At 72.5% G+C, this 14,884-nt stretch carries 12 protein-coding genes; 6 read left to right on the top strand and 6 right to left on the bottom strand.

The annotated features are described in order from the left end of the window. The first annotated feature begins 4 nt into the window (after positions 1–4). Together ACIBSW_RS38400 and ACIBSW_RS38395 are read left to right on the top strand one after the other, a co-directional pair. Positions 5–496 (top strand): hypothetical protein, encoded by a 492-nt coding sequence (locus ACIBSW_RS38400; protein WP_354721832.1) that lies wholly within the window; start codon positions 5–7, stop codon positions 494–496. Continuing rightward, positions 469–1,632, top strand: coding sequence for a Dyp-type peroxidase (locus tag ACIBSW_RS38395; RefSeq protein WP_354721833.1), 1,164 nt, complete (start codon positions 469–471; stop codon positions 1,630–1,632). The genes ACIBSW_RS38400 and ACIBSW_RS38395 overlap by 28 nt, the downstream gene beginning before the upstream one ends. A gap of 6 nt (positions 1,633–1,638) precedes the next feature. Here the strand turns inward: ACIBSW_RS38395 and ACIBSW_RS38390 are convergent, their stop codons facing one another. After that, on the bottom strand, positions 1,639–3,009 hold the full coding sequence (locus ACIBSW_RS38390; protein WP_354721834.1) for an aldehyde dehydrogenase family protein: 1,371 nt from the start codon (positions 3,007–3,009) through the stop codon (positions 1,639–1,641). Further along, a complete protein-coding gene (locus ACIBSW_RS38385; RefSeq protein WP_354721835.1) occupies positions 3,006–3,875 on the bottom strand; it encodes a fumarylacetoacetate hydrolase family protein in 870 nt (289 codons plus the stop codon). The genes ACIBSW_RS38390 and ACIBSW_RS38385 overlap by 4 nt, the downstream gene beginning before the upstream one ends. A 103-nt stretch (positions 3,876–3,978) precedes the next feature. Between ACIBSW_RS38385 and ACIBSW_RS38380 the strand changes: the two genes are divergently transcribed. From ACIBSW_RS38380 to ACIBSW_RS38365, 4 genes are all read left to right on the top strand, one after another. Next, a complete protein-coding gene (locus ACIBSW_RS38380; RefSeq protein WP_354721836.1) occupies positions 3,979–4,749 on the top strand; it encodes an IclR family transcriptional regulator in 771 nt (256 codons plus the stop codon). A gap of 181 nt (positions 4,750–4,930) precedes the next feature. Further along, complete coding sequence (locus tag ACIBSW_RS38375) at positions 4,931–6,361, top strand: extracellular solute-binding protein (protein ID WP_354721837.1); 1,431 nt, start codon at positions 4,931–4,933, stop codon at positions 6,359–6,361. Between the two features lie 26 nt (positions 6,362–6,387). Beyond that, a complete protein-coding gene (locus ACIBSW_RS38370; protein ID WP_354721838.1) occupies positions 6,388–8,376 on the top strand; it encodes an ABC transporter permease subunit in 1,989 nt (662 codons plus the stop codon). A gap of 18 nt (positions 8,377–8,394) precedes the next feature. Beyond that, the gene (locus tag ACIBSW_RS38365) at positions 8,395–8,799 is read left to right on the top strand and encodes an MmcQ/YjbR family DNA-binding protein (protein ID WP_354721839.1); all 405 of its coding nucleotides are present in this window, start codon (positions 8,395–8,397) and stop codon (positions 8,797–8,799) included. On the opposite strand, the gene ACIBSW_RS38360 is transcribed toward ACIBSW_RS38365, so the two are convergent. The 4 genes from ACIBSW_RS38360 to ACIBSW_RS38345 are packed head-to-tail and all read right to left on the bottom strand — an operon-like array spanning position 8,794 to position 14,716. Continuing rightward, the gene (locus ACIBSW_RS38360) at positions 8,794–9,408 is read right to left on the bottom strand and encodes a TetR/AcrR family transcriptional regulator (RefSeq protein WP_354721840.1); all 615 of its coding nucleotides are present in this window, start codon (positions 9,406–9,408) and stop codon (positions 8,794–8,796) included. The genes ACIBSW_RS38365 and ACIBSW_RS38360 overlap by 6 nt on opposite strands. Further along, positions 9,401–11,398 carry a biotin carboxylase N-terminal domain-containing protein gene (locus tag ACIBSW_RS38355; protein WP_354721841.1) on the bottom strand — a complete coding sequence of 666 codons (1,998 nt, stop codon included), beginning with the start codon at positions 11,396–11,398 and terminating at the stop codon, positions 9,401–9,403. Before ACIBSW_RS38355 ends, ACIBSW_RS38360 begins: the two co-directional genes overlap by 8 nt. A gap of 7 nt (positions 11,399–11,405) precedes the next feature. Beyond that, entirely contained in the window at positions 11,406–13,004 is a 1,599-nt protein-coding gene (locus ACIBSW_RS38350; protein WP_404799588.1) for an acyl-CoA carboxylase subunit beta, read from the bottom strand. Then, complete coding sequence (locus ACIBSW_RS38345) at positions 13,001–14,716, bottom strand: acyclic terpene utilization AtuA family protein (RefSeq protein ID WP_354721842.1); 1,716 nt, start codon at positions 14,714–14,716, stop codon at positions 13,001–13,003. The genes ACIBSW_RS38350 and ACIBSW_RS38345 overlap by 4 nt, the downstream gene beginning before the upstream one ends. Positions 14,717–14,884: the final 168 nt, after the last annotated feature.

Genomic DNA, 14,884 nt, shown 5'->3' with positions numbered 1-14,884 from the left:
TGAGGTGGTGGAGACCGTGGACGTGACCGAGCTGCTGCGGCGGCTGGCGGCGATCGAGTGGACCTGGACACCGGACGGGGTGCGGTCCGCGCTGGTCGACGCGGGCTGGGCACCGGTCGAGACGGCCGGCGGCCGGTGCACGTACCGGCTCGGGGACCGCAGCCTGGACACCTACGCCGACGGCGACCGCGTCGTGCGGGCCGAGGTCACCCTCGCCGCCTCCTGGCCGGAACCGGACGACGAGTACCAGGACGACCTGATCGACGAGTACTACCAGCTGTGGGAGGAGACGGCGGAGGCGGCGGTGCCGGTGCTGGGCAAGCCGTCGTTCAACGACGGCTTCGGCAACGACGGCTTCCCGTCCGATCAGAACGCCGGCTGGGCGACCGTGTGGCCGCGGGACACCGCCCGCATCATGATCACTCAGGTGCACGAGGGCAAGGAGCTGCCGTACCGCCTGCTGGCGGTGTGCGCCCCGCCCTGCCCGCGGGAATGAGCCCGGTGCGGCGGCGCGCGCTGCTCGGCGGCGGCGTGGCGCTCGGCCTGGCCGGCTGCGGCTCGCCGGGCCCCGCCGCGGCCCCGGCGGCAAGCCCTTCGGTGACCGGCGCCGCGCCGCCACCGGTGCTGCCGCACCAGGCCGGCATCGTCACGCCGCCGCCGGCCGCCGCGGAGTTCCGGGCCTACGACGTCGCCGTCACCGCCCGCGACGAACTGGCCGCGCTGCTGGGCCGGATCGGCGGCGTCGTGGCCCGGCCGCCCGCCTCGGTCACCGTCTCCGTCGGCGCGAGCCTGTTCGACGGGCGCTTCGGCCTGGCCGACCGGCGGCCCCTGCGGCTCACCGCGATGCCCGGGTTCCCCGGCGACGTGCTCGATCCCGGCCGCTGCCACGGCGACCTGCTGGTGCAGGCCTGCGCCGCCACCCCGGCCGCCGCCCGGGCGCTCGCCGACTCGGTGGCGCGGGCCGCGGGCCCCGCCGTCCGGCGGCGCTGGTCGGCGACCGGGTTCCGCCACGAGAACGGAACCACCGCCGACGGCCGCCCCCGGGACCGCAACCTCTTCGGCTTCTCCGACGGCGCGGGCAACCCCGACCCCGCGGACGCCGCGGCCATGGACGAGCTCGTGTGGGTCGGCGCCGGCTCCGGCGAGCCGGACTGGGCGGCCGGCGGCAGCTACCAGGTGGTCCGGCTGATCCGCTTCGCGGTGGAGCTCTGGAACGCCGACCCGGTCGAGCGCCAGGAGGAGGTCTTCGGCCGCCGCCGGGCCGACGGCGCGCCGCTGGGCCGCGAGCGCGAGATCGACGAGCCCGACTACGCCGGCGACCCGAACGGCCAGGCCATCCGCCTGGACGCGCACATCCGGCGCGCGAACCCGCGCACCCCCGAGACGCGCAACCAGCGGATCCTGCGGCGCGGCTACTCGTACCGGGCGGGAGCGGACGCGGCCGGCCATGCCGACGAGGGTCTGATCTTCGTCTGCTTCCAGCAGGACCTGGAGCGGGGCTTCGCCACGATCCAGCGCCGCCTGGCCGGCGAGGCCCTGGAGCGCTACATCCTGCCGTTCGGCGGCGGCTACTACTTCGCGCTGCCCGGCGCGCTGCCCGGCGAGCTCGGCCGCGGCCTGGCGGCGGGCTGAACCCGCCTACGGCGTCAGCGTGACCGTGACGGTCCGCGTGTAGAAGTCGCGGGCCGCGGTGCTCTGCTCGCGCGGGCCGTAGCTCGACTCCTTCGCACCGCCGAACGGGGCGTGGAAGTCCACGCCGGTGGTCGGGGCGTTGACCTTCACCATGCCTACCTCCAATCGGTTCGCCAGGGTCAGCGCCGCCCCGAGATCGCGCGTGTACAAGCCCGCGACCAACCCCTGCCGCACCTCGTTGGCCACCCGCACCGCGGCGTCCGCGGATTCCGCGGGCAGCACCACGCACACCGGTCCGAAGTACTCCTCGCTCCGCAGGTCGTCGCCGGGCGGCAGGTTCGCCAGCAACGTCGGGGGCTGGAACCACCCATCGCCGTCGGGCTGCCGGGCGCCGGTCAGCACCCGGGCACCACCCGCGGCGGCGCGCCGCACCGCCGCCCGGATCGCCTCGCGCGGCCGCGACTCGATCAACGGACCGACGACCGTCGCCGGATCCGCCGGATCACCGACCGGCAGCGCCTCGACGGCCGCGGTCAGCCGCTCGGCGAAGGACGCGGAGTCGCCGACCACGATCACCCGGCTGGTGGCGGTGCACTTCTGTCCGGCATAGCCCATCGCCGCCGCGGCGATCGCCGCCGCGGCCGCGTCCTGGTCGGCGTCCGCCAGCACGATGGCGGCGTTCTGGCCGCCCATCTCGCATTGCACCGGGATGCCACGGTCAACCGCCCTTCGGGCGACCGCCCGCCCGGTTGTCACCGAACCCGTGAACGAGACCGCGTCGGCCGCGCCGACGATCGCCTCGCCGGTTCCGCCGAGGCCGGTCAGCACCGTCAGCACACCGTGCGGGAGCACTCCGGTGAACAGTTCGGCCAACCGCAACGCCACCGCGGATGACTGCGGTGCGGGCTTGAGGAGGACGGCGTTACCGAAGGCGAGGGCCGGCGCGGCCTTCCAGAGCGGTATCGCCACCGGGAAATTCCACGGCGTGATCAGCCCGACCACACCGTGCGGACGACGGCGGGTGTGCAACAGTGACACACCGTCCGACGGCGGGTAGACCTCGCCCTCGGGGTGCAGAGCCTGCTGCGCGAAGTAGCGCAGGATCGCCACCCCGCGGCCGATCTCGGCGCCCGCCTCGCCGAGGGGCTTGCCGACCTCGCGGACCACCAGGTCGGTCAGTTCACCGGTCGCCGCCGCAACGGCCTCGGCGCAGGCATGCAGAGCGGCTGCCCGCGCGTGCGCCGGCCCACGGGCCCAGTCGACGGCCGCGGCCCGGGCGGCGTCGGCCGCTGTCGCCACCTTCTCCGGCGACGTGTCGGGAACGCGTACGACGAGGTCCGACGGCAGCTGCGGGGAGCGGCTCTCGATCGTTGTCATGGTTGTTCCTTCCCACCGGTGGCATCGCCGATCGCGATGACGGGGTTGGTCAGCGTCCCGAGCGCCGCGGACGTTATCTCGATCGTGTCACCGGGTCGCGCGGTGAAATCGGCGTCCGGTACGACGCCGGTGCCGGTCAGCAGCACCACGCCGGCCGGAAAGCTCAGCGCTCGGAACAACCAGCCGGCCAGCTCCTCGAAGCTGCGGACCATCGCCGACGTCGAGGTCGTTCCGGAGTAGGCCTCGCGGTCGTCACGCAGCACCCGCAGCCTGATCGGAAACGGACCCGGGTCGACCGCCCAGCTCGGCACGATCGCCGGCCCCACCGCACAGGAGCGGTCGTAGATCTTCGCCTGCGGCAGGTAGAGCGGGTTCTCACCCTCGATCGACCGGCTGCTCATGTCGTTGGCCAGCGTGTAGCCGAACACCTTCCCGGCCGCATTGAGCACCAGGCCGACCTCGGCCTCGGGCACGTCCCAGCCGGAGTCGCCGCGGACACCGACGGCGTCGCGATCGCCGACGACCCGCCACGGGCTGGACTTGAAGAAGATCTCGGGGCGGTCGCCCTCGTAGACGTGGTCGTAGAGGAAGCCGTGCCCGGATTCCTCTTTTCGTCCGTCGCGGCTACGCAGGTACGTCACCCCGGCCGCCCACACCTCCTGCTGGTCGACGGGGGGAAGCGTCTCGTCGCCGGGCATGCCGCCGCCGGCTCCGCGAGCGGCGGCCTCGACCACGGCCCGGGCCTGGTCGAGCGGCAGGGCGAGCAGGCCGGCGAGGGTACCGTCGAGCTCGCCCCATTCGCCGTCCTGGCACACCGCCCAGCGGGACGCGTGGCCGGCCCGCAGGCGGTGAAGGGAGATCGGCATTTGACCGTCCTAAGTCTGTGGCACCGTGGCCGCTACCCTGTTCAGGTGTTGTTCCGGGTGTAGATCGCTGACACGGCCCGGCATTTCGAAGGGACTCATCGACGTGCCCCGTGTGGTACCGGCGGTCATCCGCGCGCTCGACATACTCGAACTGTTCCTGGACCGCCCCCAGCTGTCGGCCCGGGAGGTGGCGGAGCGGCTGGACCTGCCCCGCACCACCGTCCACGAGCTGCTGGTCACGCTCGTGGCCCGCTCGTACCTGATCTCCGTCCCGGGCCAGCCGGTGCGGTACCGGCTCGGTATGCCGCTGTTCCAGCTCGGCGCGGCGTTCGCCGGCAGGCTCGACCTGGTCCGCGAGGCGCAGATCGTCTCGCGGGACGTGGCCGCGGCGTGCGACGAGGCGGTCCACGTGGCCGTCCTCGACGGCGCCGACGTCGTCTACCTCGTCAAGGTCGACAGCACGCACCCCGTACGGATGGTCTCCGGGGTCGGGCTGCGGCTGCCGGCACACTGCACGGCGGTCGGCAAGATACTCCTGTCGAGTCTCGATCGGCCGAGCCTGGACGCCGTCCTGGCCAAGGGCGCCCTGCCGGGCATGACGCCGGACAGCATCACCGACCCGGACGCCTTGCGCGCCCATCTCGAACACGTCCGGGCCGAGGGGGTCGCGGTGGACATCGGCGAGTCCGACGGCGCCATGCGCTGCGTTGCCGCGGCGATCCGGGACCATTCCGGCGCGACCATCGCCGCCATGAGCGTTTCCGCGCCGATCATCCGCTGGACCGCGCAGGCGCAGGTGGAGTGGCGGAACCTGATTCGCGAGGGCGCGGCAACGCTGTCGGCCCGCATGGGGTACTCGGCTCAGCCGGAATAGCCGGCTGGCCGTTCGCGGCCGGACGCCACATCGAGACATTGACACCCCTCACGGTGTTCCTCTACCGTCGCGTCCACACACCATACGGTATATCGAACACCGTTCGAAATGTCGAACGACGGCGGTTGCCAAACGCATCACGCTCGCGGCGCTGCCCTGCAGGCGGAGGAGGCGAACGGCTATGGGGGAACGCCTGGCGTGGTCTCGGCGCGACTTCTTGGGGATGGGGGCGGGGGTGCTCGGCGCGGCCGGTCTGGCCGCGTGCGGGGACACCTCCGATTCGGCCCCCAAGGCGCAGGCGGAGGTTCCGAAGGAACTGGTCGACGCCGCGGCGTCGATGAAGGGCACCTCGATGGGGGTGCTGTCGCAGAAGCTGTATTCGACGGCGGCCAACGAACAGCTCGACGCGTCGATCAAGAAGTTCGCCGACGCCACCGGGACGAAGATCGAGAACAGTCTGGTCCAGGCCGACGCCGGTGACGTGGTTGCCAAGATCGACGCCGAGGTCAAGGGCGGCGTGGCGCGCGACCTGGCGTTCATGACCGACTCGCGGTTCGTGGCACAGTTCCACGCGCTGGGCGATCTCGAGGACGTGACGGACGTCGTCACGGCGCTGACGGCCAAGTACGGCGAGCCCTGCGCCGAGGCCAAGAACTTCTGCGTCTTCGACGGCAAGTGGGTCGCGATCCCGTACCACTTCATCGGGATCGGGTCGTTCCTGCGCAAGGACTGGATGCAGGAGAAGGGAATCTCGCCCAAGGACGTCTACACCTGGGAGGAGCTACGGGATCTGTGCCTGGCGATCTCCGACCCGGCCAAGCGCCGGTTCGGCTGGGGCATGACGGTGAACCGGTCCGGTGACGGCAACGGCCTGATCGAGGCGCTGATCAACTCCTACGGCGGGGCGATCGCCGACAACGACGGCAAGAAGGTCACGTTCGACTCACCCGAGACGGTGCAGGCGGTGACCTTCCTCGGCGACATCTACACCAACCCCAGGTACAAGGCGATGTTGCCGCCGGGCGTGGCCAGCTGGATCGACACCAGCAACAACGAGAACTGGCTCGCCGGAGTCCTCGGCTACACGCGCAACAGCTTCAGCGTCTACGCGGACTCCAAGACCAAGAAGAATCCCGTGTACGCCGACACCCATGTCTTCTCCGACTGCATCGGACCGGCGACCGACAAGTCCCTGCTGCTCGGCCAGTCCCAGGGTTTCGTCGTCTTCAAGGGCGCCAAGAACCCGGCGCTCGCCAAGCTCCTGGCGCAGTACCTGGTCAGCGCGCCCGCGCTGGTCGGGGTGGCGAAGGAGGCACCCGGCCTGGTGATGCCCGCCTGGGAGAAGGTCTGGGACGCCGATCCGTACTTCACCGGCGGCGACCCGGCGTTTCCCATGGTGCGCAACCTGTCCCAGCAACCGCTGCCGCTGTCCACCAAGAACGGCCTGACCTTCCCGCAGAAGGCCAGCGCCGGCCAGCAGGCCGTCGTCGCGGCCTACGTCCTCACCGACATGATGCAGCAGGTCGTCCAGGGAGCGGCGGCCGCTCAGGCCGTGCGGGCGGCCCACGCGAAGATGGTGCAGATCTTCACCCAGCAGGGGCTGCCTCAGTGAGGTCGGTCCGTTCGGCGCCGGCCCCGGTGACGCGAGCATCCCCGCCACCGGGGCCCGGCTCCCTCACGACGACCCAGCGGTGGCTGGGTCGTGACTGGCGGCTGGCGGCACTGTTTCTGGGGCCGACGGCCGTGCTGGTCGGTGCGCTCGTGCTGGTGCCGATCGTCAGGTCGATCATCACGAGCACCACCGAGCGGCACGGGCAGGACATCGTGTTCGTCGGCCTGGACAACTACCTGGCCCTCGCCGGCGACGAGCAGTTCCGCACGGGCGTGGTGAACTCGTTCGTCTTCACCGCGTACGCCGAGGTGTTCAAGGTGGTGCTGGGGCTTGCCGCGGCCCTGCTGCTGCATCGCCTGCGGCGTGGTCGGGCACTGGTGACCGGCCTGCTGCTGGTGCCGTGGGTGGTGCCGACGGTGGTGACGGCGTTCAGCTGGCGCTCGCTGCTCGACCCGATCTTCGGCAGCGTCAACACCCTGCTCACCGAATGGGGGATCGGGCCGCTGCTGGCCTCCGCGCAGCTGGTCGACAGCTGGCCCGCGGGCTGGCTGTCCGACCCGTCGCTGGCCATGCCGTCCGTCATCCTCGTCAACGTGTGGAAGGGGGTGCCGTTCTTCACCGTCTGTTTCCTCGCCGGACTGAAGGCCATCCCGGCGGACCAGTACGAGGCGGCGACCATCGACGGCGCCTCGGCGTGGCAGCGGTTCGTCCACGTGACGCTGCCCGGACTGCGCCACGTGATCATCGTGACCGTCACCCTCTCGTCGATCTGGACGTTCAACAACTTCGACCTCATCTGGTTGCTGACCCAGGGCGGCCCGGGCGACGTGACCGCGCCGTACGTGCTCGTCGCCTACTCGAAGGCGATCCTGCAGCTGCAGTTCGGCGCGGGTGCGGCGGTCACCCTCGTCATGCTGCCGATCATCGCTGTTCTGGTGTTCGTGCTGGTCCGGATGTTGCGCCAGGACGCCGGAGCCAAGCCACCCCGGCGGACCCGGACGGCGCCGTGGATCGGGCCGGCCCGAAAGGCGCTGCCCTGGGCGGGCGCCGCGGCCTTCGTCGGCCTGCTGGCCTGGGCGTCACCGCAGATCTTCTGGAAGGCGGCGGTGGTCCTCGGTGTGATCCTGCTGATCGCGGCGGCCGTCGGCCGGGTGGTCTCGGGGCTACGGGCCCACGGAGGTCGCCGCGCGTCGACCCTGGTGTCGGGCTGGGGGTCCGGTGTCGCCCTGGCCGGGCTGCTGGCCTTCGTGCTGGGCCCGATGTACTGGATCGCCGTCACGGCCTTCAAGTCCGAGGGTCAGGTCGTCACGCGCGAACATGACCTGTGGCCGACGCCGTGGACCTTGGAGCAGTTCGGCGCCCTGTTCACCAACCAGCCGTTCGGCCGCTGGTACCTCAACACCCTGGTGGTGTCCGCGGCGTCGACCGCGGTGGCACTGATCTGCGCGGCCCTGGGCGGCTACGCGCTGGCCCGGCTGCGGTTCCGCGGTGCGCAGGGCTTCACCGTCACGGTGCTGCTCACCTACGTGATGCCGGGTGCGCTGCTGTTCATCCCGCTCTACCAGCTGCTCATCGGGGTGCGGCTCGCCGACTCGATGTGGTCGCTGGTGCTGACGTACCCGACCTTCACGCTTCCGTTCGCCACCTGGCTGCTGGCGGGGTACTTCGCATCGATCCCTGTCGACTTGGAGGAGGCCGCACTGGTCGACGGTTGCACCCGCGTCCAGGCGTTCCGCCGTGTGGTGCTGCCGCTTGCCAAGCCCGGGCTGTTGGCGGTCGCGCTGTTCACGCTGACCAATGCCTGGAACGAGTTCCTCTTCGCCTTCGTGTTCATCACGAAGGACGAGTACAAGACGCTCCCGGTGGGGATGCAGTCGATGATCGCCGGGGACGTCGTGCCGCAGGGACAGCTCGCCGCGGCGTCGCTGCTGGTCAGCATCCCCGTGGTGGTCATGTACGCCTTCGGGCAACGCTTCCTGACCGAGGGGCTCACCGCGGGCGCGGTGAAGGGTTGACCTGGGAGAATCCACCGCATGGCGCACCCCATCATGTTCGACGACGCGGACCCGCTCCTGGTCCGGCTGCGCGCGCTCGCGCTCGCCTACCCGGACGCCGCCGAGAAGATCTCCCACGGGCACCCCGCCTTCTTCACCACCAAGGTCTTCGCCTACTTCGGTGGATCGGTGAAGGTCGACGGCGTCTACCAGCAGCATGAACATTCAGTGATCGTGCTGACCGATCCCGGCGAACGCGCGGCGTTGCTGGAGGACGCCCGCTGCTACCTACCGGCCTACCTCGGCGCCGGCGGGTGGATCGGGCTGGACCTGGCTCCCGACACCGATTGGGACGAGGTCGACGAGCTTCTCGATGCCAGCTACCGCCTCACCGCCGGGCCACGCAGGGTTGCCGTGCTCGCCTCCCGGCGACCCCGATCATGAATGACGAGCATCGGTCGGCAGGGCGGCCGCGAGCTGGTTCGACCACGCGCGCACGACGCCGGCCCGGCGGCGGGAGTCGTCGGTCAGGACGTCGGCCAGGGCCAGGCCCCGGGCCAGGTCGAGGGTGGCCTGGATGAGGGCGCGTACAGCCGGGTCGGTGTCGTCGACGCCGAGCAGGCGTACCGCGCGGTGGTGCACGCCGCGGGCGAAGTGACGCTCCAGCGGGACGACGGCGGAGCGCAACTCGGGCTCGGCGGCCGCGACCGTCCACACCTGCAGCGCCGCCCGGAACAGCTCGCCGCCGATGGCGTCGACCAGGCCGGTCACCACCGCGTGCACCCGCTCCGGGCCGCAGCCGCCGGGGTCGGGCAGCGCGTCCAGCAGCGCCGCCCGCTCGGCGAACATGTGCTCGAGGGCGGCCAGGATGAGCGCTTCCCGGGTACGGAAATGGTGTTGCACCGCGCCGCGGCTGATGCCGGCCTCGGCGGCGATGAAGCCGACCGTCGAGGTCTCCCAGCCGTGGTCGGCCAGGCACCGGATGGCGGTCTCCAGCAGGTGCCGCCGGGTCGCCCGGGACCGGTCCTGCTTGGGTGCGGCGCCGTCAGCCATCCGCGTTCCGCTCGGACTCCACCACCGCGAGCGTCGTGCCCTGGGCGACCTGAGCGCCGACGGCGACCGGCAGTTCGGCGACCGTGCCGGCCGCGGGGGCGCGCACCACGTGCTCCATCTTCATGGCCTCCAGCCAGATCAGCGGCCGGCCGGCCGCGACGGCGTCGCCGACCCGGACGTCCACCCGCACCACCGTGCCGGGCATCGGCGCCACCAGCGCGCCGGCGGGCAGCCGCGACGACGGGTCGGTGAAGCGCGGCACCCGGCGCAGCTCGACCGCGCCGCGCGGGCCCTCGACGACCACCCGGTCGTCGAACCGGCCGACCGCCCAGGCCCGCCGCACGCCGTCGACGTCGAGGACGACCCGGTCGGCGCCCGCCTCGACCAGCGCGAGCTCGGTGACGCCCGGCGGCGGCGCCGCGAGCTCGAGGCCGTCGCGGCCCAACCGGTACCGGACCTCGATCTCCCGCTCGCCGGCGGCGTAGCTTCGGCTGCGGTAGCCGACGGGGATGCTGCGGAACCCGGATGCGAGGCCGGGCAGCAGCGGGCCCCGCTCGTGGGCGGCGTCCGACAGGGCCGCGACCAGGGCGCCGAGGGCCGGCTCCAGGCCGGTGCCGGCGGTCAGCGCGGCGGGCGGGTTGGCGGCGTAGAAGCCGGTGTCGGCGGTGCCGGCCAGGAAGTCCGGGTGCAGCAGGCTCGCGACCAGCAGGTCCCGGTTGGTGGTGACGCCGTGCACCCGGGCGCGGCGCAGCGCGGCGGCGAGCTGCCGGGCCGCCGCCTCGCGGGTCGGCGCGTACGCGACCACCTTGGCGAGCATCGCGTCGTAGTGCGTGCCGACGACGCTGCCGTGCTCGACGCCCGAGTCGAGGCGGATGCCGTCGGGCGCCGTGCGGTCGAACCGCGAGGTCACGCCGGGCACGTCGAAGGTGACCACGGTGCCGGTCTGCGGGCGCCAGTCGTCGGCGGGGCTCTCCGCGTACAGGCGTGCCTCGATGGCGTGGCCGGTCATCGCCGGTTCCGGGCCGGTCAGCGGCTCGCCCGCGGCGACGTCGAGTTGCAGGCCGACCAGGTCGGTGCCGGTGACGCACTCGGTGACCGGGTGCTCGACCTGCAGGCGGGTGTTCATCTCTAGGAACCAGAAGTCGCCGTTGCCGTCGGCGAGGAACTCCACCGTCCCGGCGCCGCGGTAGCCGACGGCGGCCGCGGCGTCGCGGCCCGCGGCGAGCAGCCGCTTGCGCAGGCCGCCGCCGATCCGGTCGACGAGCGGCGCGGGCGCCTCCTCGATGACCTTCTGGTGGCGGCGCTGCAGCGAGCACTCGCGCTCACCCAGCGCCCAGACCGTGCCGTACGCGTCGGCCAGGATCTGCACCTCGACGTGGTGCCCGGTGGGCAGGTACGGCTCGCAGAAGACGGTGTCGTCGCCGAACGCGGCGCCGGCCTCGCGGGCGGCGGACGCCAGCGCGTCCGGCAGCTCGGCGAGGGTGCGCACGATCCGCATGCCCCGCCCGCCGCCGCCGGCCGACGCCTTGACCAGCACCGGGAGCTGGGCCTCGGTGATGGTGTCCGGGTCGAGCCGGTCGAGCACGGGCAGGCCGGCGGCGGCCATCCGGCGCTTCGACTCGACCTTGGAGCCCATCACCTCGATCGCCTCGGGGTCCGGCCCGATCCAGGTCAGGCCCGCGTCGAGTACGGACCGGGCGAAGTCCGCGTTCTCGGCGAGGAAGCCGTAGCCGGGGTGGATCGCGTCGGCGCCGGAGCGCAGCGCCGCCTCGATGACGAGGTCCCCGCGCAGATAGGTGTCGGCCGGCGCGGCGCCGGGCAGGCGTACCGCGCTGTCGGCCTCCCGGACGTGCGGGCTGCCGGCGTCCGGGTCGGCGAAGACGGCGACGGTGGCCAGGCCGCGGCGGCGGCAGGTGGCGAAGATCCGGCGGGCGATCTCGCCGCGGTTTGCCACGAGGACGCTCGTGATCGGCCGGTGTTTCGTGGTCATTCTCGCCTCACATCCGGAAGACGCCGAAGGCGTCGGTGCCCTGTACCGGCGCGGTGTGTATCGCGGACAGGGCGACGCCGAGGACGTCGCGGGTGTCGCGGGGATCGATGATGCCGTCGTCGTAGACGAGTCCGGACAGGACCATCGGCATCGCCTCCGCGGAGATCTGCTGCTCGATCATGTGCCGGACCACCTGGGCGCCGTCCTCGTCGAACGGCTTGCCCTGCGACAGCGCGGACGCCTTGGAGACCAGGTAGGTGACCTCGGCGAGCTGCTGCGCGCCCATGACCGAGGACCGCGCGCTGGGCCAGGCGAAGAGGAACCGGGGGTCGTACGCCCGGCCGCACATGCCGTAGTGCCCGGCGCCGTACGAGTTTCCGACCAGCAGCGAGATGTGCGGGACGGTCGAGTTCGACACCGCGTTGATCATCATGGCGCCGTGCTTGATGATCCCGCCCTGCTCGTACTCCTTGCCGACCATGTATCCGGTGGTGTTGTGCAGGAACAGCAGGGGAGTGTTCGACTTGTTGGCGAGCTGGATGAACTGCGCCGCCTTCTGCGCCTCGGCGCTGAACAGCACGCCGCGGGCGTTGGCCAGGATGCCGACGGCGAAGCCGTGCAACTGGGCCCAGCCGGTCACCAGCGAGTCGCCGTACAGCGGCTTGAACTCGTCGAAGTCGCTGTCGTCGACGATCCGGGCGATGAGCTCCCGGGGGTCGAACGGCGACTTGAGGTCGGGCGGCACGATCGCCAGCAGCTCCTCGGCGGGGTACCGCGGCGGCCTCGGCGCGGCCGTCGCCGGCCCGGACGCCTTGCGGTGGTTGAGCCGCGCCACGATGCGCCGCCCGATCCGGATGGCGTCCTGCTCGTCGACGGCGTAGTAGTCGGCGAGGCCGGAGACCCGGGCGTGCATCTGTGCGCCGCCCAGCGACTCGTCGTCGGACTCCTCGCCGGTGGCGGCCTTGACCAGCGGCGGGCCGGCGAGGAACACCTTGGACCGGTTCTCGATCATCACCACGTGGTCGCTCATGCCGGGCAGGTAGGCGCCGCCGGCCGTGGAGTTGCCGAAGACCAGCGCGATCGTCGGTATCCCGGCGGCGGACAGGCGGGTGAGGTCGCGGAAGACGGCTCCGCCGGGGATGAAGACCTCCTTCTGCGTCGGCAGGTCCGCGCCGCCGGACTCGACCAGCGCGATGATCGGCAGCCGGTTCCGCAGCGCGATCTCGTGCATCCGCAGCGACTTCCGCAGCGACCAGGGGTTGCTCGCGCCGCCCTTGACCGTCGGATCGTTCGCCACCAGCAGGCACTCCACGCCGCTGACCACGCCGATGCCGGCGACGACGCTGCCGCCGACGGTGAACTGCGAGCCGTAGCCGGCCAGCGCGGCCAGCTCCAGGAACGGGGAGTCCAGGTCGAGCAGCAGCTCGATCCGTTCCCGGGCGGTCAGCTTGCCGCGGGCCCGGTGCCGGGCGATCGCCTTCTCGCCGCCGCCGGCCACGGCCTTGGCGGTCTCGGCGGCGACCTCGCCGAGGGCGTCGAGCATCGCCTGCCGGGCGGCGCGGGCGTCCGCGCCGTCGGCGTCGATGGTGGACCGCAGGATGGTCACGGGCGCTCCTCGGGCAGCAGAGATGCGGGGATGTCGACGTGGCGCGAGCGCAGCCATTCGCCGAGCCCCTTGGCCTGCGGATCGAAGCGCGCCTGGTAGGCGACGCCCCGGCCGAGCAGGCCCTCGATGACGATGTTGACGGCCCGGATGCCGGGCAGCCGGGTGATCCGCACCGGCAGCGCGGCGGCCTCCGGCAGCAGCTCGCGGACGGTGTCCTCGGTGATCAGCGCGGCGAGCCAGGGATACGCCGCGTCGTCGCGCACCCAGAGGCCGACGTTGGCGTTTCCGCCCTTGTCGCCGGAGCGCGCGCCGGCGATCGTCCCGAGCGGCAGCCGCACGACCGGGCCGGGATCGCCGGGCGCCGGGCCGGGCGCGGGCCCCGGCAGGGGCTCGACGGCGCGGGCGAGCGGCGGCGGGCCGACCGCCTCGACGGTCCCGTCGTCGTGCACGACCTCGTGCGCGGGCACGCCCTGCGGCACGTACCCGGCGGTGAACACGCCGTACGGATGCGCGCGCCCCGGCGGCGTCGTGCTGAAGAAGCCGGGGTACGAGGCGAGCGCGACCTCGACGGCGGGATTGGTGAACGCGCGGCCGGCCACCTTCTCGTCCGGGTCCCGGGCCACGACGGTGAGCAGGGCGGACGCCTGTTGCTGCGTCGGCGCGTCCGGGGCGTCGACCCGGGCCAGGTCCCAGGTGACCTCGGCCGGCTCGGCCTTGCCGCGGGCGTCCTCGAACTGGCGCCGGAACAGGTCGGCCTTGGCCTCGATGTCGAGCCCGGTCAGCACGACCGTCAGCTCGTTGCGGTAGCCGCCGATCGAGGTGCACGACACCTTGACGTCGGGCGGCGGCGCCTCGCCGCGCACGCCGGTGATCTCCACCCGGTCCGGCCCGGCCTGGCGCAGCGACACCGTGTCGAGGCGGGTGGTGACGTCGGGGCCGGCGTACCGGGCGTCGTCCACCTCGTACACGAGCTGGGCGGTCACCGTGCCGACGGTGACCGCGCCCGCGGTGCCCGGGTGCTTGGTGATGACGCTGGAACCGTCCGGGTGCAGCTCGGCGATCGGGAAGCCGGGCCGGACCAGGTCGGCGATCTCGGTGAAGAACGGGTAGTTGCCGCCGGTGGCCTGCGTGCCGCACTCGATGACGTGGCCGGCGACGGTGGCGCCGGCGAGCGCGTCGAGGTCGGTCCGGCCCCAGCCGAAGTGCGCGATCGCCGGCCCGACGACCAGCGAGGCGTCGGTCACCCGCCCGGTGACGACGACCTCGGCGCCGCCGGCGAGGGCCCGGGCGATCCCGAACGCGCCGAGGTAGGCGTGCGCGCCGAGCGGCGAGCCGAGCCCGAGCGCGCCGGCCCGGCCGGTCAGGTCGTCGCCGCGCACCAGGGCGACCCGGGCCGGGCCGAGCTCGCGGATCGCGGCGACCAGGCCGGCCGGGTTGACGCCGCCCGCGTTGGCGACGATGCGGACGCCGCGGTCTTGGGCCAGCCGCAGGCAGTCCCGCAGCTGGGCCAGGAACGTCCGGGCGTAGCCGGCCGCCGGGTCGGCCATCCGGTCCCGGCCGAGGATGAGCATGGTCAGCTCGGCCAGGTAGTCGCCGGTGAGCACGTCGAGCTCGCCGCCCTCGAGCATCTCCCGCATGGCCGAGAGGCGGTCACCGTAGAACCCGGAGCAGTTGCCGACCCGCAGCACCCGGGCGTTCGTGAGCTCGCTCATGCCATCCCCTCCGCTGGCGCTCCGGCGATGACATGAGTTTCAACCTGAGCTGATGATTCGCTCGCAAGCTCGCTCATGCCATCCCCTCCGCTGGCGCTCCGGCGATGACATGAGTTTCAACCTGAGCTGATGATTCGCTCGCAAGCTCGCTCATGCCACAGGACCCTG

Source organism: Actinoplanes sp. NPDC049668, assembly GCF_044465445.1.
GTDB lineage: Bacteria > Actinomycetota > Actinomycetes > Mycobacteriales > Micromonosporaceae > Actinoplanes.
Note: the sequence above shows the minus strand (reverse complement) of the source record. Positions and strands in the feature narration are given on the sequence as shown.